The sequence below is a fragment of the Nocardioides sp. T2.26MG-1 genome (assembly GCF_950101795.1).
Lineage (GTDB): Bacteria > Actinomycetota > Actinomycetes > Propionibacteriales > Nocardioidaceae > Nocardioides.
The window spans coordinates 789,090-808,881 of sequence record NZ_CATNLZ010000001.1 but is presented as its reverse complement, the minus strand read 5'-3'; the positions used below and the strand labels follow the sequence as shown (position 1 = coordinate 808,881).

Annotated in this window: 20 protein-coding genes; 15 read left to right on the top strand and 5 right to left on the bottom strand. The window is 73.9% G+C overall.

Annotated elements, in window-relative coordinates; genetic code table 11:
- Positions 1 to 3 precede the first annotated feature (3 nt).
- On the top strand, positions 4 to 588 hold the full coding sequence (locus QQZ14_RS03980; RefSeq protein WP_284532891.1) for a TetR/AcrR family transcriptional regulator: 585 nt from the start codon (positions 4 to 6) through the stop codon (positions 586 to 588).
- A gap of 7 nt (positions 589 to 595) precedes the next feature.
- Here QQZ14_RS03980 and QQZ14_RS03975 read toward each other — a convergent pair whose 3' ends face one another.
- A complete protein-coding gene (locus QQZ14_RS03975; protein WP_284532890.1) occupies positions 596 to 1,225 on the bottom strand; it encodes a TetR/AcrR family transcriptional regulator in 630 nt (209 codons plus the stop codon).
- Positions 1,226 to 1,273: 48 nt separating this feature from the next.
- Here QQZ14_RS03975 and QQZ14_RS03970 point away from each other — a divergent pair, with 48 nt between their 5' ends.
- From QQZ14_RS03970 to QQZ14_RS03960, 3 genes are read left to right on the top strand one after another with little or no spacing between them, the layout of a single operon-like run.
- Positions 1,274 to 3,274, top strand: a complete 2,001-nt coding sequence (locus QQZ14_RS03970; protein ID WP_284532889.1) for an MMPL family transporter — start codon at positions 1,274 to 1,276, stop codon at positions 3,272 to 3,274.
- 40 nt (positions 3,275 to 3,314) lie between these two features.
- Positions 3,315 to 3,983, top strand: a complete 669-nt coding sequence (locus tag QQZ14_RS03965; RefSeq protein WP_284532888.1) for a hypothetical protein — start codon at positions 3,315 to 3,317, stop codon at positions 3,981 to 3,983.
- Positions 3,980 to 6,232 (top strand): hypothetical protein, encoded by a 2,253-nt coding sequence (locus tag QQZ14_RS03960; RefSeq protein ID WP_284532887.1) that lies wholly within the window; start codon positions 3,980 to 3,982, stop codon positions 6,230 to 6,232. The genes QQZ14_RS03965 and QQZ14_RS03960 overlap by 4 nt, the downstream gene beginning before the upstream one ends.
- On the opposite strand, the gene QQZ14_RS03955 is transcribed toward QQZ14_RS03960, so the two are convergent.
- Positions 6,229 to 7,089 (bottom strand): GTP-binding protein LepA, encoded by an 861-nt coding sequence (locus QQZ14_RS03955; protein WP_284532886.1) that lies wholly within the window; start codon positions 7,087 to 7,089, stop codon positions 6,229 to 6,231. The two genes, QQZ14_RS03960 and QQZ14_RS03955, sit on opposite strands and share 4 nt — an antisense overlap.
- Positions 7,090 to 7,173: 84 nt before the next feature.
- Between QQZ14_RS03955 and QQZ14_RS03950 the strand changes: the two genes are divergently transcribed.
- Positions 7,174 to 8,571, top strand: coding sequence for an MFS transporter (locus QQZ14_RS03950; protein WP_284532885.1), 1,398 nt, complete (start codon positions 7,174 to 7,176; stop codon positions 8,569 to 8,571).
- 10 nt (positions 8,572 to 8,581) lie between these two features.
- Here the strand turns inward: QQZ14_RS03950 and QQZ14_RS03945 are convergent, their stop codons facing one another.
- Positions 8,582 to 9,034: a VOC family protein gene (locus QQZ14_RS03945; RefSeq protein ID WP_284532884.1), complete on the bottom strand. Its 453-nt coding sequence runs from the start codon at positions 9,032 to 9,034 to the stop codon at positions 8,582 to 8,584.
- A 112-nt stretch (positions 9,035 to 9,146) separates the two neighbouring features.
- Here QQZ14_RS03945 and QQZ14_RS03940 point away from each other — a divergent pair, with 112 nt between their 5' ends.
- Together QQZ14_RS03940 and QQZ14_RS03935 are read left to right on the top strand one after the other, a co-directional pair.
- Positions 9,147 to 9,332, top strand: coding sequence for a hypothetical protein (locus QQZ14_RS03940; protein WP_284532883.1), 186 nt, complete (start codon positions 9,147 to 9,149; stop codon positions 9,330 to 9,332).
- Positions 9,333 to 9,421: 89 nt separating this feature from the next.
- Complete coding sequence (locus QQZ14_RS03935; RefSeq protein ID WP_284532882.1) at positions 9,422 to 9,598, top strand: hypothetical protein; 177 nt, start codon at positions 9,422 to 9,424, stop codon at positions 9,596 to 9,598.
- 40 nt (positions 9,599 to 9,638) lie between these two features.
- On the opposite strand, the gene purU is transcribed toward QQZ14_RS03935, so the two are convergent.
- On the bottom strand, positions 9,639 to 10,487 hold the full coding sequence (gene purU / locus QQZ14_RS03930; RefSeq protein ID WP_284532881.1) for a formyltetrahydrofolate deformylase: 849 nt from the start codon (positions 10,485 to 10,487) through the stop codon (positions 9,639 to 9,641).
- 62 nt (positions 10,488 to 10,549) lie between these two features.
- Here purU and QQZ14_RS03925 point away from each other — a divergent pair, with 62 nt between their 5' ends.
- The 7 genes from QQZ14_RS03925 to QQZ14_RS03895 all read left to right on the top strand — a co-directional run bounded on the left by QQZ14_RS03925 (position 10,550) and on the right by QQZ14_RS03895 (position 16,850).
- Entirely contained in the window at positions 10,550 to 10,981 is a 432-nt protein-coding gene (locus tag QQZ14_RS03925) for a DUF6174 domain-containing protein (protein WP_284532880.1), read from the top strand.
- Positions 10,982 to 11,012: 31 nt separating this feature from the next.
- Positions 11,013 to 12,239: a M15 family metallopeptidase gene (locus QQZ14_RS03920; protein ID WP_284532879.1), complete on the top strand. Its 1,227-nt coding sequence runs from the start codon at positions 11,013 to 11,015 to the stop codon at positions 12,237 to 12,239.
- 24 nt (positions 12,240 to 12,263) lie between these two features.
- Positions 12,264 to 13,226, top strand: coding sequence for an NADPH:quinone oxidoreductase family protein (locus QQZ14_RS03915; protein WP_284532878.1), 963 nt, complete (start codon positions 12,264 to 12,266; stop codon positions 13,224 to 13,226).
- A gap of 171 nt (positions 13,227 to 13,397) precedes the next feature.
- Positions 13,398 to 15,347 carry a M13 family metallopeptidase gene (locus QQZ14_RS03910; protein WP_284532877.1) on the top strand — a complete coding sequence of 650 codons (1,950 nt, stop codon included), beginning with the start codon at positions 13,398 to 13,400 and terminating at the stop codon, positions 15,345 to 15,347.
- A 263-nt stretch (positions 15,348 to 15,610) separates the two neighbouring features.
- Positions 15,611 to 16,372 carry a 2-phosphosulfolactate phosphatase gene (locus tag QQZ14_RS03905; RefSeq protein WP_284532876.1) on the top strand — a complete coding sequence of 254 codons (762 nt, stop codon included), beginning with the start codon at positions 15,611 to 15,613 and terminating at the stop codon, positions 16,370 to 16,372.
- Between the two features lie 89 nt (positions 16,373 to 16,461).
- Positions 16,462 to 16,692, top strand: coding sequence for a hypothetical protein (locus QQZ14_RS03900; RefSeq protein WP_284532875.1), 231 nt, complete (start codon positions 16,462 to 16,464; stop codon positions 16,690 to 16,692).
- Positions 16,692 to 16,850 (top strand): hypothetical protein, encoded by a 159-nt coding sequence (locus QQZ14_RS03895; RefSeq protein WP_284532874.1) that lies wholly within the window; start codon positions 16,692 to 16,694, stop codon positions 16,848 to 16,850. The genes QQZ14_RS03900 and QQZ14_RS03895 overlap by 1 nt, the downstream gene beginning before the upstream one ends.
- 12 nt (positions 16,851 to 16,862) lie before the next feature.
- Here the strand turns inward: QQZ14_RS03895 and QQZ14_RS03890 are convergent, their stop codons facing one another.
- Positions 16,863 to 17,444 (bottom strand): hypothetical protein, encoded by a 582-nt coding sequence (locus QQZ14_RS03890; RefSeq protein WP_284532873.1) that lies wholly within the window; start codon positions 17,442 to 17,444, stop codon positions 16,863 to 16,865.
- 137 nt (positions 17,445 to 17,581) lie between these two features.
- Between QQZ14_RS03890 and QQZ14_RS03885 the strand changes: the two genes are divergently transcribed.
- Positions 17,582 to 19,702 carry a RecQ family ATP-dependent DNA helicase gene (locus QQZ14_RS03885; protein ID WP_284532872.1) on the top strand — a complete coding sequence of 707 codons (2,121 nt, stop codon included), beginning with the start codon at positions 17,582 to 17,584 and terminating at the stop codon, positions 19,700 to 19,702.
- The last annotated feature ends 90 nt before the right edge of the window (positions 19,703 to 19,792 follow it).

Here is a 19,792-nt window from a genome sequence, read left to right as displayed (position 1 = left end):
GGGGTGCCCCCGACCACGCGCTCGCGGATCATCGACGCCGCGGTCGCGATGACCGTGGACACCGGCTGGTCCTCGGTCACGATGGCCGGGCTCGCCGAGCGGGTCGGGGTCAGTCGGCAGACGGTCTACAACGAGGTCGGCACCAAGCCCGGGCTCGCCGAGGCGATGATCGCCCACGAGCTCGAGCGCTTCCTCGGCGTGGTCGCCGACGCCTTCGACCGGCACCCGGCCGACCTGGTCGGCGCGATCCGGGCCGCCTCGGCCGCGGTGCTGGAGCTCGCCCAGGACAACCTGCTGCTGCACGCCGTGGTGTCCGCGACGCACGGCGCCGACACCGAGCTGCTGCCGCTGCTGACCACCCACGCCGAGTCGCTGCTCGCCGCGGCCAAGCTGGTCGTGGCCGAGCGGCTGGCGCCGTACACCCTCGACCTCGAGGGCCGGCGCCTGGAGGCGGCGATCGACGTGGTCGTGCGGGTGGTGCTCAGCCACGTCATGCAGCCCTCGGGCAGCCCGGCCGAGACCGCCGACGACATCGCCTGGATCGCGGCCCGGGTGCTCCAGGACCCGCGAGCGTCCCGCACGTCCTGACGCAGGCTCACCCCGCCGGGTGGGAGAAGCCGAGCACCAGCGCCGACACGGTCTCCAGGCCGATCCCGTCGGGGCCGAGCACCGAGGAGCCGACCAGGCGCTGGCCGAGGGCGTGCAGGTGGAGCGCGGCCACCATCTCGGCCAGCTCCTCGGTGGGCCGGTCGGCCGTGCGCCCGAGGCGACGCAGCACGTCCTCGATCACCGCGACCAGGCGGACCCGGAACCTGCCGGAGAACTCCGCCAGCACCTCGCGAGCCTGCTCGTCGCGCAGCGCCAGCAGCGTGAACTCCGCATGCAGGATGTACCACTCGCGGCCCTGCGCCCGCACGGCGTCGAGGACCGAGCCGATCGACTCGATCGTGAAGTCCTCCTCGGGCACCGCGTCGACGGCTGCGGACGCGGCGGCCAGCATCCCCTCGCCCCGGTCGCGGAAGACCTCGAAGAAGAGCTCCTCGATGCTGGAGAAGTTCGAGTAGAACGCCCCGCGGGTGTAGCCGGCGGCCCCGACGAGGTCGTCGACGGTGACCCGCTTGAGGCCCTGGTCGACGAAGACGCCGAAGCTCGACTCGACCAGCCGGGCTCGGGTGTTCTCCCGGCGCCGCGGAGCGGGGCTCTGCGGGGATGTGGTGGTCGTCATGGGCACCCCTCGATTCATTCGTGTATTCAATACGCTACCGTATTGAACGTGTCCTCGTTCCTCTACCGGCTCGGCCGGTTCGCTGTCGGGTCCGCGCGCTGGGTCATGGCGGGTTGGCTCGCCCTGCTCATCCTCGCCGGAGCATCGGCCGGCCTGCTCGGCGGCCATCTCCAACAAGACCTGTCGATCCCCGGCACCGAGTCCCAGCGCGGCCTCGACACCCTCGACCACCGGTTCCCGCTGCTGGCCGGCACCAGCGCCCAGGTCCTGTTCGTCGCGCCCGAGGGCGAGCAGGTCGCCGACCACCGCGCGGAGGTACGCCGGGTCCTGGACCGGGTCGAGGGGGTCGAGCACGTCGCCCGCGTGGTCGACCCGTTCGCTCCGGGCTCGGAGTACCTCCTCTCCGAGGACGGCCACCAGGCGTTCGCCCAGGTGCTGCTCGACGAGGGTCTCGACGAGCTCGACGGCGGCACGCTCGGCGACCTCGAGGAGGCCGTGGAGGTGTCCTCCTCGAGCCCGCTGGCGGTGCACCTCGGAGGGCAGGTGTACACCCCGACCAAGGTCACCCTCAGCGCGACCGAGGGCCTGGGCGTCGTGATCGCGATGGTGGTGCTCGCCATGACCTTCGCCTCCGTGCTGGCCGCCGGGCTGCCCATCCTCACCGCCCTGGTGGGGGTCGGCACCACGATGCTGGGCCTGCTGGCCGTGGCGGCGTTCACGACCGTCAACAGCACGACGCCGACGCTCGCCTTGATGATCGGGCTGGCGGTCGGCATCGACTACGCGCTGTTCATCGTCTTCCGCCACCGCACCCAACTCGCGACCGGCATGGCGGTGGACGAGTCGATCGCCCGGTCGGTGGCCACCGCCGGCAGCGCCGTCATCTTCGCCGGCACGACCGTGATCATCGCGCTCTGCGGTCTCGTCGTCGTGGGCATCCCGGGCATCACCGTCATGGGTTTCGCTGCGGCGGCCGGTGTCGCCGTCGCCGTCGCCGTCGCGCTCACCCTCGTGCCCGCGATCCTCGCGGTCGCAGGCGAGCGGCTCCGTCCGCGACCTGGCTCCCGGGCTGCGCGGCACGGTGCCGTCGCCGGCTCCGGCGTGGCGACCGGCCACAGCATGGGCGCTCGGTGGGTGCGCGCGGTGACCCGCCTGCCGGTGATCACCGTCGTGCTCACCACGGCCGTGCTGCTGGTCTTGGCCCTGCCGGCACGAGACCTCGACCTCGGGCTTCCCGACCGCGGCTCCGACGCGCCGGGCAGCACCTCGCGCGTGACCTACGACCTCATCAGCGACGCCTACGGCCCGGGCTGGAACAGCCCGCTGCTCGTCACCGTCGACATCATCCAGACCACCGACCCGGTCGGCGTGGTCGAGGACCTGGCGGCCGACCTGGCTCGCCTCGACGGCGTCGCCGCCGTCCCGCTGGCCACGCCCAACCCCCAGGGCGACCTCGGGGTGATCCAGGTGGTGCCGGAGACCGGCCAGACCGACGCGGCGACCGCGGACCTCGTGCGCGAGATCCGCGACCGCAGCACGTCCCTGGAGGAGAGGTACGGCGTCACCGACCTCGAGGTGACCGGCCAGACCGCGGTCACGATCGACGTGTCCGAGCGGTTGTCGGGCGCGTTGCTGCCCTTCGGTCTCGTGGTGGTCGGCCTCTCCCTGCTGCTGCTGATGATCGTGTTCCGCTCGATCGCCGTTCCGGTCAAGGCGACCCTGGGCTACGTGCTCTCAGTGGCCGCGTCGTTCGGCGCCGTCGCCGCCGTCTTCGAGTGGGGCTGGTTCTCCGACGCCCTGGGCGTGTCGAAGGTCGGACCGGTGATCTCGTTCCTGCCGATCATCCTGATGGGCGTCTTGTTCGGGCTGGCCATGGACTACGAGGTCTTCCTGGTCTCGCGGATGCACGAGGACTTCGTGCACAGCAGCGGGCACGGCGGCGACGCCCGCGGCGCGGTCGTCAGCGGCTTCACCGCGAGCGCCCGGGTGGTCGCGGCCGCCGCGATCATCATGTTCGGCGTCTTCGCCGCCTTTCGTCCCGCACGGTGACGCCATCGTCAAGCCGATCGCCCTCGGCCTCGCGGTCGGAGTGTTCGTCGACGCCTTCCTGGTCCGGATGACCCTCGTGCCGGCCGTGCTCGCCCTGCTCGGCCGGCGCGCCTGGTGGCTGCCCCGGTGGCTCGAGGCGCGCGTGCCGCAGCTCGATGTCGAGGGGGCAGGACTCCACGCCCACCTCGAGCACGAGGCGTGGGTGCGCGACCACGGACAGGTCGCGGTGCGGGCCGACGGCGCCGAGGTGGTCGACCGTCACGGGCGGACCGTCCTGCCGCCGGCCACGCTCGTCGTCCCGACGGGCGACCTGAGCGTGGTAGCCCTCGAGGACACGCGGACCCGTGCCGCGCTGCTCGCGGCGCTCGCCGGCCGGCTCCCCGTCACCGACGGTGTCCTGGTCGTGCAGGACCGGATCCTGCCGACCGAGGCCGTCGCCGTGCGTGCCCGCGTCTGGCACCTGCCGCGGTTCCCCGACGCCGCACTGCTGGAGCGCCTCGCGAGCCGGGCCCGCGCCGGGGCGGACCTGCTCCTCGTGGTCGACGGTGTCGACGAGGCCTCCGTGGCCGTCCAGCTCGAGCGGTGGCACCGCCTCGTGGGCCTGGCCGAGCTCGGCGTGACGGTCGTGGCCGGCGCGAGCACCACCCCCGACGTACCCCATCACCCGCTGCGGCCGTTCGCGGCTGCCGAGAAGGAGACCGTGTCGTGATCGCCCACCGCCGCACCCTCCGGGCGCTGATCGCGCTCATCCTGCTCCCGGCGCTCCTGGCGGCGATGGCGCTGTGGTCGCTGGGCGACCGCGGGGCCGACACCGACCGCATCGCCGCCGCCGTCGTCAACCTCGACGAGCCGGTGACCACCGGGACCGGGGACCAGCAGCAGACCATCGCCGCCGGACGGCTCCTCGCCGCGGGCCTGACCTCGCCGAGCAAGGACGCCGACACCGGGGGGATGCGCCTCGACTGGCAGCTCACGGACGCCGCCGACGCGCGCTCCGGTCTCGACGACGGGACGTACGACGCGGTCGTGACGATCCCCGAGGACTTCTCGCAGACGGTGGCCGGGCTCACCCGCAACGAGGCGCAGCAGGCCAGCTTCTCCGTCCGCAGCGCGGAGGGCTCGGGGGCTCTCCTCGGGCGGCTGAGCGACGACGTCAGCCGGATCGCCGGCGCCGAGCTCGGCCACCGCATCACCGGCACCTACCTCGAGGGCCTGTACGGGCAGACCGCACAGCTCGGCGTCCGTCTCGGCCGGGCCGCCGACGCGGCCGGCCGGATCGGGGACGGGGCCAGCACCCTGACCACCGGAGCCGACACGCTGGCGCAGGGTGCCGATGACCTCGGGACGGGCGTCGATGCGCTCGCCTCGGGCGCGGACGACCTGCGCCAGGGCTCCGAGCAGGCGAGCGCCGGGGCGGGCGAGCTCACCACCGGCCTCGAACGGCTCTCGGGCGGCGCCCAGGAGCTCGCCTCGGCCGCCGGCCGGCTCGCCCGCGGCGCCACCGCCCTCGACGCCGGGGCAGGCCGCCTCGGCGAGGGGGCGGACACGCTCGCCTCCGGCACGTCCGATCTCGGCACCGGGCTGGCCACGTTGGACCACGCCGTGGCGCCGCTGCCCACGCGGGCCGGCCGGCTCGCCGACGGCGCGGGCGTGGTGAGCCAGGGTGTCGCGGGCTGGGCCCGCGTGCTGCGCGGGTGGCAGCAGGCGTGCGCCGCCGATCCCACGATGACGAGGTACGCCGCGCTGTGTGCCGGGACCACGCAGGCAGTCGGCGCCGACGGCGCCACCGCAGACCAGCTCACGGGCGGGGCGGCCGCGGTCGCCTCGGGCGCGCGGCAGCTGGCCGACGCGGCACCCGCGCTCGTCCAGGGCGTGAGCGATGCCGCCGACGGCGCCGCACGACTGCACGCCGGTGCCGCGCGCCTGGCGGCCGGCGCCGACCGGCTGGCGACGGGAGCCGGCCGGGTCGCCGATGGAGCCGGGCAGATCGGTGCGGGCGCGGGCCGGCTCGCCGACGGGGCCGGGTCGGCCTCGACGGGGGCCGCGCGCCTCGCCACCGGCACCGGCGAGCTCGCCGGCGGCGCCGGACGGCTGGCGGCGGGTGCCACCCGCGCTGCCGACGGAGCGGGGAGCCTCGCCTCCGGCGCGGACCGTCTGTCCAGTGGCGCCGACCGGTTGGGCTCGGGCTCCGGCGACCTGGCGGAGGGACTGCGCAGCGGCGTCGAGGCGCTGCCGTCGATGACCTCCGCCGAGCAGCAGCGCCTCGCCGGCGCCGTGGCGGAGCCGGTCGCGGTGCGGACTGACGTGACGGAGGCCGGCGACGCGACCCGGGTCGGCATCGCCCCCGCCGTCCTCGCGCTCGTGCTCTGGCTGGGGGCCGCCCTGGTCTACCTGCTCCGTCCGGCGCTCCCGCCGGCGCGGCTCGAGGCGCCCGGACTGCCCTGGCGGGTCGCACTGGCCGGCTGGCGACCGGGCCTGCTGGCCGGGGTCGTGCAGGCGGTGCTGCTCGTGCCGGTGCTCGTGCTGTTCGACGTCACGCTGGCCCACGTCGGGCTCCTCGTCCCGGTCCTCGTGCTCGCGGGGGCGGTGTTCGCGGCGCTCGTCCAAGGGATCGTCGGGCTGCTCGGCGCGGCCCGCGGGCGGGCGACGGTCCTCGTGCTGCTCGCGCTGCAGGCACTGCTGCTCGACGGGCTGCTGCCGATCGACGCGGCCCCGGCCGCGGTGCGGATGCTGCACGGCCTGCTGCCGGTGCCGGTCGCGGCGGACCTCGTGCGGACGGCGCTTACCGGTCGGGGCGCGGCCGTCGCGGGGCTCCTGCTGCTGACGGCGTGGGGCGTGGTGGGCCTGGTGCTGGCGACGCGTGCCGCCCGCCGGGCCGCGACCGTCACCCCGGACGACCTGGGGGCGCACGCGGAGCAGGGCTCCGAGCCGCGGGTCGATGCGCTGTCCGGATGCTAGGCCGCCCGTCGTACCGCTGCGAGCTCGGCCGCCTCGCGGAACGCACGCACGACGTACGGCGGGACGGCCAGCCCGCGCCGGTGGGCCCACAGCAGCTCGCTCTCGACCCGGGAGACCTGGGCCGCGAAGTCGTCGACGTCCCGGTCGATGCCGAGGGCCCGCATCACATCACCGAAGTCGGCGGACTGGGCGGCGTCGTTGGCGCCGACCGGGGCGAAGGAGAGCCGGCGCATCCGGCGGACGAGCCAGCGCTGCCAGGCCGCCAGCTCGGCCCACAGGGCGCGCGCGGAGAGCTGGTAGAACGCGAAGTGGCCCGGCTCCTGCCGGCGGATCGGTGCGATCAGCGTGTCCGCGACCGCGTGCTCGCCGAGCTCGCGGACGCCGGCGTGGAGGAGGTTGTAGGCCAGGACGGCGGACCGCTCGGTGGCCATGCCGGTGAGGTAGTAGAGCATCCGGCACACGTCCTGGAACGCATCCAGGTGCGCGAGCGCCCCGAGGACCCTCAGCTTGACGCCGACCGACGTACGGTCCGGCTGCGCCGGGGCGCGCCCCAGCTCCACCTGCAGCCGGTCGAGGATCAACCCGTGCTGGATCTCCTGCGGCTGCCAGACCTCGGCGTAGAAGCGCCGGTCGATCTCGGGCGGGTCGGGCAGCAGCGTGGTCAGCTCGAGGACGTTGCGGTCGACCTCGAGCTCGACGCGGGCCATGTAGTCGAGCACGTGGCCGAAGCGGGCGGCTAGCTCGCGGGGACGGCGGACCGTGAAGTCCACGGAGTCCAGGTCGATCGGCGGGTGCTCCAGCCCGAGCCGGTCGACGTGGTCGGCGAGCCTCGCCTCGGAGGTTGACGCGCGCGGCATTGCGGAATGCTAGGTGGGTTCGGGTGCTCGGCACATCCGGGTTTCCCCTGAGGTCCCCGCACTCGTCGACACTAGGGTGTCCCGATGGGCGACCACGCCGCACCGGCAGACGGCGTCCGGCTCGGCACGCCGGCCGGCCGGGCCGTCGTCGCGGCCGCGGTGCTCGGCTCGGGGATGACGATGCTCGACGGCACCGTCGTCAACGTCGCCCTGCACACGATCGGCGAGGACCTCGACGCGTCGCTGGCCGAGCTGCAGTGGATCACCAACGGCTACCTGCTGTCCCTGGCCAGCCTGATCCTGCTGGGCGGCTCGCTCGGCGACCGGTTCGGCCGGCGACGTGTGTTCGTGGTCGGGACGGTGTGGTTCGCGGCGGCGTCGCTGGCCTGCGGTCTCGCGCCGACGCCGCTGGTCCTGATCGCCGCGCGGGTCCTCCAAGGGGTCGGCGCCGCACTGCTCACCCCCGGCAGCCTGGCGATGATCCAGGGTGCGTTCGCCCACGACGACCGAGCCCGCGCGATCGGCTCCTGGTCGGGCCTGACCAGCGTCGCCGCCGCGATCGGCCCGCTGGTCGGTGGCGGGCTCGTGCAGTACGCCAGCTGGCGCTGGATCTTCCTGATCAACCTCCCCGTGGCGGCCCTCACCGTGCTGATCGCCCAGCGCACCGTCCCCGAGACCCGGGACCCGCACGCACCCCGCCGATTCGACGCGCTCGGTGCTCTCCTGGCGGCGCTCGCCCTCGGCGCCCTCACCTACGCGCTGACGGAGTGGGGCGGCCCGCTCGCGCCCTGGGCCGGGGCCGTCGCCGTCGTCGCGGCTGCGGCGTACGTCATCGACGAGCGGCGCAGCGACCACCCGATGCTGCCGCTCGGCATCTTCGCGAACCGCACCTTCACCGCGGCCAACGTGATGACGCTCGTGGTGTACGCCGCGCTCGGCGCGGTGCTGTTCTTCCTGGTGCTGCAGCTGCAGACCGTGAGCGGGTACGGCGCGCTGCGTGCCGGCCTGGCCACGCTGCCGATCACGCTCTGCATGCTGCTGCTCGCCTCGCGCGGCGGTGCCCTCGCAGCCCGGATCGGGCCGCGGCTGCCGATGACCGTCGGCCCGCTGGTGCTGGCGGGCGGCACGCTGCTGCTCCTGCGGGTGGGGCCCGACGCCGACTACTGGACCGACGTGCTGCCGGGGCTGGTGGTGTTCGGGCTCGGGCTCGCGCTGATGGTGGCGCCGCTGACCGCGACGGTCCTGGCGGCGGCGTCCGACGAGCACGCGGGCATCGCCAGCGGCATCAACAACGCGGTCGCCCGCGCCGGGTCGCTGCTCGCGGTGGCCGCGCTGCCCGCGGCGGTGGGGCTCGGCGGGGAGGAGTACGCCGACCCGGCGGCGTTCGACGCGGCGTACGGCTCGGCGACGATCGCGTGCGCGGTGCTGCTGGCGGTCGGCGGCGTGGTGTCCTGGCTGACGATCCGCGACCCCGGCCTCTGACTCCGCGGGTCTAGCCGGCCACGAAGATGCAGAACGGGTGTCCGGCCGGGTCGGCGAAGACGTAGAGCGGCTCGTCCTCGTCGTCACTGCGGTCGTAGAGCTCGGTGCCGCCGAGCGCGAGGACCCGGGCGCGCTGGGCCTCGAGGCTCGCGACGTCGGGCACCGTCAGGTCGAGGTGCAGCATCATCTGCTGGTCGCCGGGCCGATCGGGGCCGGGGGTCCACACGGGTGCGGCGTACGCGGCGTTGGCCTGGAAGGCCAGGCCGCGGCCGGCGGCCGGGGCGTCGCGCTCTGGGCGGATCACCAGCCAGTCCTCGCCCCGGGGGTCCGGCTCGCCGGCCGGCGGCGTCTCGTCGCCGGGGCGGTAGGCGTAGCCGAGCAGCTCGCGGTAGAACTCCGCGAGCACCCGGGGTCGGGGGCAGTCGAGGACGGTCTGGGCGACGACGGGGTGGCTCGCGCTCACCTCCCCTACGGTACGGGCGGATCGCCGGCCCGCAAGCCTCATGACCGGTCGAGTGCCGCCGATGTGAAGGGGTATGGAGCCCCGTGGGGGACTCGCACCCGGAGGGGGAGACATGACCACGTCATTCGCGGTACCGCAGCGCCACACCACCCGACGGGCGCCGGCCGCCGCGACCCGCAAGGCGCGAGTCGCCGTACGACCCCAGGACCTCGTCGACCTGCTGGCCCGCCGGCCCGACCTGGTCGGCGTCTACAAGCCCGCCGACGTCGCCGTCGAGGCGATCCGCTGGTCCGTCTGAGCCCACTCTCGGCGGGCCCGGGAGGCGTCCGGCGACGGGTTGGCTAGACTTAGGCCTTCGACAAGCCGAACGAGGGAGGACGCGGACCGATGGTCACGACGACCCGCCCCCCCCGCGCCACACCAGCACCGACGTCCGTCGTGAAGGAGGCTCGCGCGGCCGCCCGGGCCCGCGATCTGGTCGAGCTGATGGAGCGCCGGCCCGAGCTGGCCGGGGTCTACCCGCCCGCCGACCTGGCCGTCGAGGCCATCCGCTGGTCCGCCTGACCCGCGAGTCGGCGCATCCGCACGTGCGCGGAGCGCCGAGTCAGCGGAAGACGACGGTGCGGTGGCCGTTGAGCAGCACCCGCGACTCGGCGTGCCAGCGGACCGCGCGGGACAGCACCTGCGACTCGACGTCGCGGCCGGCGGAGACCAGCTGCGCCTGGCTGTAGCCGTGGTCGACGCGCATCACGTCCTGCTCGATGATCGGCCCCTCGTCGAGGTCGCCGGTGACGTAGTGGGCGGTGGCGCCCACGAGCTTGACGCCGCGGTCGAACGCCTGGTGGTAGGGCCGGGCGCCCTTGAAGCTCGGCAGGAACGAGTGGTGGATGTTGATCGCCCGGCCGTCGAGCGCCCGGCAGAGCTCGTCGGAGAGGATCTGCATGTAGCGCGCGAGCACCACCAGGTGCACGTCGAGCTCGGCGACGAGCTCGAGCAGCCGCGCCTCCGCCTGTGCCTTGGTGCCCGGGGTGACCGGGACGTGGTGGAAGGGCACGCCGTACGACGCGGCCATCGGCGCGGCGTCCGGGTGGTTGGACACGACGGCCGCGACCTCGATGCCGAGGGCGCCGGTGCTCGCGCGGAACAGCAGGTCGTTGAGGCAGTGCAGGTCCTTGGACACCATGATCACGGTCCGGTACGGCGCGGCCGCGTCGCGGACCTCGAAGCGCATCTCGAACGTCTCCGCCACCGGCGCGAACTCCGCGCGCAGCGTCGCCTCGTCGACCGTGCCGGGGACGTCGACCGCGATCCGCATGAAGAACCGGCCGCTGAGGGGGTCGCCGAACTGCTGGCTCTCGGTGATGTTCGCCCCGCGCTCGACCAGGAAGCCGGTGACGGCGTGCACGATGCCGGGGCGGTCGGGGCAGGAGAGGATCAGCACGAACTCGGACACGGCACCAGTCTCCCATCGGCCACGCGCGGAACCCGCGGGCGGGCGCCGACGTCCGATCGGGCATGAGGCGACTGCTCTGTCTGCTGGCCGTGGTGCCGGTCCTCGCGGCCGGGTGCGGCGACGGATCGGAGCCAGCCGCACGGGCGGGTGGGACGCAGCGGGCCGAGCTGCCGGCGGCGTACTCCTTCGACCTCACCTCCAGCTGCGGCGAGCGGAGCCTGATCGGGTCCTTCCGGGTGTGGGTCGAGGACGGTGAGGTGGCGAAGGTCGAGCCGGTCGGGCGCACCCCGAGGCCACGGCTCCAGGACGTGCCGACGATCGCCGACCTCGAGCAGCTGATCGAGCGGGCCGGGCCGGACGCCGTCGTCGAGGTCGAGCGGGACGACGACGGGGCGCTCCGGTCGGTCAGCATCGACCCCCGTCAGGACACGATCGACGACGAGCAGTGCTACGAGGTCTCCGGTCTGCGCGACCGGACCGGCAGCGCGGACTGACGTCGTACCCTGGCTCCCGGGGAGGGATGTCATGGCACTCGGGCGCGCGCGGGGTACGGCGGTGCTGGGTCTCGTGCTGTCCCTCGGCGCGCTGACCACGGCGTGCAACGGCTCCTCGGACGCCGGCGCCCCCCAGCCGAGCGGTTCCTCGAGCGCGACGGCCGCGGCCGGCGGCCAGACGGCCGAGCCGGCGCTCGACCCCGCTCATGCGGTCGAGAGGCCGGGGCGGCGGACCGGCCTCATCTCGCCACCCGACATCGTCGCCAACGGGTCGAAGACGATCGCCCCCGCGCGGGTCCGGGCGATCGAGCGGCTGCCCGGCGTCGTCGATGTCGAGCAGATCTCGCTGGTCCAGGTGCTGATCGAGAACCAGTCCCTCAGCGTCGCCGCGGTCGACCCGGCGACGTACCGCAACTACGTCACCAACAGCGACAGCGCCAAGACCGACGACGTGTGGGACCGGGTCTCCGGCGGCGAGCTCGCGCTCCGCCCGGCGCTGGAGAAGCGGGCCCCGATCGACGACGACGGGTTCCTGCGCCTCGGCAGCGCCCAGGACGCGCCGCGGGTGCACGTGGGCGCCTACGCCCAGCAGTCGTGGCTCGTCGACGCGGTGGTCAACGAGACCTGGGTCCCCGACCTCGACATGACCGAGGGCAACGCGCTGCTGATCCGCACCGGCACCACCGCGCCGATCACACTGCGCAAGCCGATCGAGCGGATTCTGCGCGGCAGCGACGCCTCGGTGCAGATGACCGACGCCGTGGCCCGCAACGGCCTCGACACGGACGTGCGGCAGACCGCGATCGTGGCCGGCACCATCGCCGACGCGGTCGGCATCTTCCGCTACACCGTGCTCAGTGGCGGCCACATCGCCCCCGACCCCGGCTGGGTCGCGGCGCACATCGCCACCGAGGCGGTGCCGATCCTGGGGAACGTCACCTGCAACCGGCTGATGTACCCGCAGCTGAAGGCCGCGCTCGCGCAGGTCCAACGCGAGGGTCTGGCCGACAGGATCCACCCCGGCGAGTACGCCGGCTGCTACTACCCGCGCTTCATCGCGGGCTCGACGAAGCTCTCCAACCACGCGTTCGGGCTCGCGCTCGACCTGAACGTGCCGGGCAACCAGCGCGGCACCGCCGGCGAGATCGACCGCCGCGTCGTGGAGATCTTCAAGTACTGGGGCTTCACCTGGGGCGGCGACTGGGCCTACACCGACCCGATGCACTTCGAGATGAACCGCCTGGTCCGTCCGGGCTGAGTCGCGGCCCGCTACGGTCGGCGCATGCGAGCCGCCCGAGTGCTGGAGACCACCGGACCCGCCGACGTCGCCGTGCGCGACGTACCCGAGCCGACCCCCGGCCCCGACGACGTGCTGGTCGAGGTGCACGCGGTCGGGATCTCCTTCCCCGACCTGCTGCTGAGCAAGGGGGAGTACCAGCTCAAGCCCGAGGTGCCGTTCACGCTCGGCGTCGACTTCGCCGGCACGGTGGTCAGCGGCGGTCCGTTCGAGCCCGGCCAGCGGGTGGCGGGCGTGAACGGGTACGGCGGCGCCGCCGAGCTGGTCGCCAACCCGGCGATGTTCACGTTCGCGCTGCCCGACCACGTGTCCTTCGAGGAGGGCGCGGCGCTGCCGATGAACTACCTCACCGCGCAGTTCGCGCTCGCCGAGCGCGGGGGCCTGAAGGCCGGGGAGACCGTGCTCGTCCACGGCGCCGCCGGCGGCGTCGGCACGGCGTCGATCCAGGTCGCCAAGGGGTACGGCGCGCGCACCATCGCCGTGGTCAGCACCGAGGAGAAGGCCGCGGTGGCCCGAGCCGCCGGGGCCGACGAGGCGGTGCTTCTCGAGGGGTTCAAGGACGCGGTGATGGGCCTCACCGGCGGCCAGGGCGTCGACGTGGTCGTCGACGTCGTGGGCGGCTCGGCGTTCACCGACTCGCTGCGCTGCCTGGCCGCTCAGGGCCGGCTGCTGGTGGTCGGCTTCGCCGCGGGCCAGGGCATCCCGGAGGTGAAGGTGAACCGGTTGCTGCTCAACAACGTCGACGTCCGCGGCGTCGGCTGGGGCGCCTACGCGATGATGCGTCCGGGCTACATGCAGCAGCAGTGGGCCGCGCTGCTGCCGATGCTGGAGTCCGGCGTGGTCAAGCCGCCGATCGGTGCGACGTACGACCTCGACGACGTCGCCCGGGCGCTCGTCGACATGGACGAGCGCCGCACGCTCGGCAAGTCGGTGCTGCGGGTGCGCTAGCCGCCGGCCGTCTCCCGTCGAGGCACCAGAAGTGGTTGTGGCCCGGGCCCCGGGGCAGCCATTCCTGGTGTCTCGACGACCCCCGGGCCGCCCGGGACCGTTCCGCCCGGACCGTTCGCCCTGCGCGAAGTGGTGACGTGCCGGTCGGCTTCCCCGGCTACTGTCGTCGCCGTGAGCATCCTCGACGACGCCCGCGCGGGCATGAACCCCGAGATCCGGCCCCAGGACGACCTCTTCGGTCACGTCAACGGGCGCTGGCTCGACGAGACCGAGATCCCCGCCGACCGGTCGAGCTGGGGGCCGTTCGTGCAACTCGCCGACGTCGCGGAGGAGCAGGTCCACGCGATCATCGAGGACCTCGCCCGCAAGGTCGAGGCCGGCGAGGACGTGGACGAGGACGCCCACAAGATCGGGGACCTGTTCGCGTCGTTCATGGACACCGCCACGATCGAGCGGCACGGCCTGGAGCCGGTGCGGCCGCTGATCGCCGCCGTCGGCGCGCTGCGCGACATCCGCGACCTGGCGGCGTTCCTCGGCGAGTTCGAGCGGATCGGCGGGCACGGGCTGTTCGGGTCCTACGTCGACACCGACAGCAAGGACTCCGACCGCTACCTGTTCAACCTGGTGCAGGGCGGCCTCGGGCTGCCCGACGAGTCCTACTACCGCGACGACAAGTTCGCCGAGATCCGCGACAAGTACGTCGCCTACCTCACCACCCTGCTCGGCCTGGGCGAGCACCCCGACCCCGCGGCGGCGGCCGCGACCGTGCTGGCGATCGACACCCGTCTGGCGGCCGGCCACTGGGAGCGCGCGGAGACCCGCGACGTCCAGAAGACCTACAACCTGATGACCAAGGCCGACCTGGTCGAGCTCTGTCCGGCGTTCGACTGGGACGCCTACATCACCAACCTCGGCGGCAGCGACGCGACGCTCGCCGAGGTGTGCGTGCGGCAGCCGTCGTACTTCGCCCACCTCTCGACGGTGCTCGAGGAGGTGCCCCTCGACGACTGGCGCGAGTGGCTGCTCTCGCACGTGCTGCGCTCCGTCGCCGCCTACCTCACCGACGACTTCGTCGAGACCAACTTCGACTTCTACGGCCGCACGCTCAACGGCACCCCCGAGCTGCGAGCTCGCTGGAAGCGCGGGGTGGCCCTGGTCGAGGGCGCGATCGGCGAGGCGGTCGGCAAGCAGTACGTCGAGCGCCACTTCCCGCCCCGCGCGAAGGCGATGATGGACGACCTGGTCGCCAACCTGCTCGCGGCGTACCGCGTCTCCATCGAGAAGCTCGACTGGATGACCGAAGAGACCAAGCAGCGGGCCTACGACAAGCTCGACACGTTCCGGCCCAAGATCGGCTACCCCGAGAAGTTCCGCGACTACTCGGCGCTGCGGGTCACCCGCGACGACCTGCTCGGCAACGTCGCCGCCGCGTCGGCGTTCGAGACCGACCGCCAGCTCGCCAAGATCGGCTCACCGGTCGACCGCGACGAGTGGTTCATGCTGCCGCAGACCGTCAACGCCTACTACAACCCCGGCACCAACGAGATCTGCTTCCCCGCCGGGATCCTGCAGAAGCCGTTCTTCTCCCCCGACGCCGAGGAGGCCGAGAACTACGGCGGCATCGGCGCGGTCATCGGCCACGAGATCGGCCACGGCTTCGACGACCAGGGCGCGCAGTACGACGGCGCCGGCAACCTCAACGACTGGTGGACGCCGGACGACAAGGCCGCGTTCGAGGTGAAGTCCAAGGCGCTCATCGAGCAGTACGACGCGTTCGAGCCCCGCACCCTGCCGGGCGAGCACGTCAACGGCGCGCTCACCGTCGGCGAGAACATCGGCGATCTCGGCGGCCTCACGATCGGCCACACCGCGTTCCTCATCGCCCGCGGCGGCTCGGCCTCCGCCGAGGAGCGGCAGCGACTGTTCATGAACTGGGCGTACTGCTGGCGCACCAAGCGGCGCAAGGAGCAGGAGCAGCAGTACCTCACGATCGACCCGCACAGCCCGCCGGAGTTCCGCGCGAACATCGTGCGCAACCTCGACGAGTTCCACGAGGTGTTCGGCACCTCGCCCGGGGACGGGCTGTGGCTCGACCGGGCGGACCGGGTCCGCATCTGGTAGCCGCGGGATCGCTCTGGGCTTGGCCATCCGACGGGGTGGTTGCGGTCGGCGCTTGGGTGCGGGCCGTGTGGCCGGGTGCGGTCGCTGGGATGACGCAGGCTCAACCCAGAGACCGCACTGCAGGTAGCGACCGCGAAGCCGGGAGGCGGCCGCGACCAGACGCCCGCCGTACCCGCCTTGCTGCCGGCCACCGCAACCACACGGCGGCCCGCAAGCCGAAGCACACGGCGCGGGCCGGGCGCCGAGCGGTTAGGTTCCCTCCCATGCAGCACATCGGGGCCCACTCGCAGTCGGCGTACCGGGTCCGGATGGAGTGGGGGGCGACCGGAGCAGCGGCGATGGCCGAGGGCGCCGACGTCGCCGTGGTCGTCGATGTGCTGTCGTTCACCACGACGTTGAGTGTCGCGGTCGAGCGGGGGATGACGGTCTACCCGTTCCGGTGGAAGGACGAGCGGGCCGCGGCGTACGCCGCCGAACGGGACGCGGTGCTGGCGACCGGACGCTCCGCGCGGGGCGGGGTCAGCCTGTCGCCGGTCTCGGTCCGGGCAGCGGCCGGGGTCGAGCGGCTCGTGCTGCCGTCGCCGAACGGGTCGTCGATCGCGTTCGGGCTCGCCGAGGCAGGGGTGCGGGTCGTGGGTGCCTCGCTGCGCAACGCGTCCGCGGTCGCGCGGTGGCTGCCCGACGGGGCGACCGTGGCGGTGGTGGCCGCGGGCGAGCGCTGGCCGGACGGCACGCTGCGCCCGGCGGTCGAGGACCTCTGGGGAGCCGGGGCGGTCATCGCTGCGCTGGCCGGCCTGGGCGCGAGCGGGCTCAGCCCGGAGGCCCGCGTGGCCGAACAGGCGTTCCGGGCGGTCGAGCCACGGCTCGCTGAGGAGCTCCCGGACTGCGCGAGCGGTCGCGAGCTGGTCGAGATGGGGTTCGCCGGCGACGTCGAGGTGGCGGCCGGGCTCGACGCGAGCGACGTCGTACCTCTCCTGGTGGGCGAGGCGTTCGTCGCGGCTGGCTGCCGACCCCGGCCGGCCTGAGGTCGGCACAGCCGGGTTTGGAGAGCGCCACCGTGCGGAAGGTTCGTGACCATGAGTTCGGGGCTCGCCAGGTCGTGGCGATCGGGTGCATGCCCGTGATCGGCGTCAGCGGGGCGATGGGGATCGAGGGACCACCAGCCGGGGCGCCCGGGGTCAGCGGGCCGCTGCGGACCGCCGATGGTGGCTACCAGGCCGGCTCGCGCCGGATGATCCTGCTGCTGGACTCCTCGGGCTCGATGTCCGAGCCGGCCGGTGGCGGGCAGACCACTCGCCCAACATCGGCTCGCCGGACCTCTCGCTGGCCGGCGACTACTACCTGATGATCAGCTCCAAGCAGAGCGGCGAGACCGTCGAGCTGCCGTTCACCCTGGGCATCGCCGTCGACGGCGACGCCACGACGGGACCGACGTACGCCGACGGGGCGACCTGGGCATCGCCGCCGACGTGGCCGGAGACGAGGAGACGCCGGGCTACCTGAGCCTGGGGAGGATCACTCGAAGCGCTCGACGGTCATCGTCCAGTCGTCGATCCAGCCGGAGTCGGTGGTGGCGTCGCCCGTGGTGCTCGCCTGGAGTGCCAGCGTGTGGACGCCGCGGCGGATCTTGGTGCAGAACTGCGCGGAGTCGCCGTGGTAGCTCGACTCGGAGGTGAACGCGAACGGGCTGCCGTTGTCGGCGTACGGCGCGACCGGCACGCCGTCCTTGTGCAGCTCGAGGCTCAGCCAGCCGCCCCCGGTGTAGTAGCTCTCGGCGGTGAACGTCACCAGGATCGTGTCGGTGCCGCGCCTCGGGCCGGACAGGGACACCTGGGCGCCGGGCACGGCGACGTCGGCGCCGGCGGTGCCGGCGAAGGAGAACGGGTCGGCGGAGAGCCGGCTGGTCATCGACTTCAGCGGGCCACCCGAGCAGGTGACCGGGGCGGCCGCCCGCGCGGCGACGCGCTGACCGGCGTGGGGGGCGGATCGGTCGGACGAGCCGGTGGCCGTGCTGGGGGTGGTGGCGGCGCCGACCAGCGCGAGCGTGGCGATCCCGGCGACGGCGGCGAAGCTGAGGGTGCGGTGCGTGGTGCTCATGTCGTGCTCCTGGGGGAGGGGTGGCCCGCCGGTACGAGCCGCGTCGGCGGTGAGGAGTGAGCCGGGTCACGCCAGATACGTCCACGGGCACGAGCGGCGGTACGGAGCGGTCGGGGGCCGCTGGTAGACAGGGCGCCATGACCACGCCCACCACGACCGACGTCCGCCAGCGCGCGGAGGCGCACCTGCGCGCCCTCGTCGGGCCCCGGGATGGACGGGGTGACGCGGTGCTCCGCGAGGACCAGTGGTCGGCGATCGAGGCGCTCGCCGTCGAGCGGCGCCGGGCCCTGGTGGTGCAGCGCACCGGCTGGGGCAAGTCCGCGGTCTACTTCGTCGCGACCCTGCTGCTGCGCGAGCAGGGCGCCGGGCCCACGGTGATCGTGTCCCCGCTGCTGGCGCTGATGCGCAACCAGATCGCGGCCGCCGAGCGCGCCGGCATCCGCGCGGTGACGATCAACTCCACCAACATCGAGGACTGGGAGCCGATCCACGCCGCGATCGCCGCCGGCGAGGTCGACGTGCTGCTGGTGAGCCCCGAGCGGCTCAACAACCCCGGCTTCCGCGACGAGGTGCTGCCCCGGCTGGCCGCGACCTGCGGGCTGCTGGTCGTCGACGAGGCCCACTGCATCTCCGACTGGGGCCACGACTTCCGCCCCGACTACCGCCGCATCCGCACCCTCCTGGACGACCTTCCCGAGGGCATCCCGGTGCTCGCCACCACGGCCACCGCCAACGCCCGGGTGACCGCCGACGTCGCCGAGCAGCTCGGCAGCAGCCACGGCTCGATGGGCGACGTGCTCGTGCTGCGCGGCTCGCTGGACCGGGAGTCGCTGCGGCTCGGCGTGGTCCGGCTGCGCACGGCCGAGCAGCGGCTGGCGTGGCTCGCCGACCACCTCGCCGAGCAGCCCGGCTCCGGCATCGTCTACTGCCTGACGGTGGCGGCCACCCAGGAGATCGCCGACTACCTGCGCTCCCGCGGGCACGCGGTCGCGGCGTACTCCGGCCAGACCGACCCGACCGAGCGGCACGCCCTCGAGCAGGACCTCGTCGACGGCCGGGTCAAGGCGCTGGTCGCGACCAGCGCCCTGGGCATGGGCTTCGACGCGACCCTCGGGTTCGTGGTCAACATGGGGGCGCCGCCGTCCCCGGTCGCCTACTACCAGCAGGTCGGCCGCGCGGGCCGCGGCACGGACGAGGCCACCGTGGTGCTGCTGCCCGCGACCGAGGACCGCGACATCTGGGCCTACTTCGCCTCGCTGGCGTTCCCGCGCGAGGAGCAGGTGCGCAGCACGCTCGAGGTGCTCGCGTCCGAGGGCCGCACGCTCAGCACGGCCGCCCTCGAGACGTACGTCGACCTCAACCGCACCCGGCTGGAGACCATGCTCAAGGTGCTCGACGTCGACGGCGCCGTACGCCGGGTCCGCGGCGGCTGGGAGTCCACCGGACAGCCGTGGGCCTACGACGAGGAGCGCTACCGGCGGGTCACCGAGGCCCGCCAGCGCGAGCAGCAGGCGATGCTCGACTACATCGCCACCGACGCGTGCCGGATGCGGTTCCTGCGCGAGCAGCTCGACGACCCCGAGGCCGAGGACTGCGGGCGCTGCGACAACTGTGGCGGGCTCGCCCTGTCCGCCGACGTCTCGGCGGCGGCGCTCGAGGAGGCCGGCGCGCGGCTGGCCCGGCCCGGCGTGGTCGTCGAGCCGCGCAAGATGTGGCCGACGGCGCTGGCCAACCTCGGCATCGACCTCAAGGGCAAGATCGCCGAGGGCGCCGAGGAGGGGCGAGCGGTCGCCCGGCTCACCGACCTCGGCCACGGCCAGGCACTGCGCGAGCTGTTCGCCCCCGCGACCCCGGACGGCCCGGTGCCGGTGCCGCTGGTGCGGGCGGTCGTCGAGGTGCTCGGCGACTGGCGTCCTCCGGTCGACGGCATCGTGGTCGTGGAGTCCGAGACCCACCCGACGCTGACCGCCGACCTCGCCGACGGGCTCTCGCGCTACCTGCGGGTGCCGGTGCTCGGCCGGTGGGCGATCGTCAACCCCGACGTGGCCCCCGGCCAGGGCGCGGCCAACTCCGCCCAGCGGGTCGCGGCGGTCGGCCGGCGGTTCGCGCTCCAGGCCGACCAGCCGCTCGAGGGCCAGCGGGTGCTGCTCGTCGACGACCGCACCGACACCGGCTGGACGCTGACGCTCGCCGCCCGCGCCGTACGCCGTGCCGGCGCGGCCGAGGTGCGGCCGCTGGTGCTCGCCGCCACCACCTAGCCGCCAGGAGTGGGCGCAGCGGGTCGTGGCGTTCCTCGACGCCGCCCTGCCCGGCGACCGGTGAGCGGGCCCCGCCGCCCGTGCGGCAGG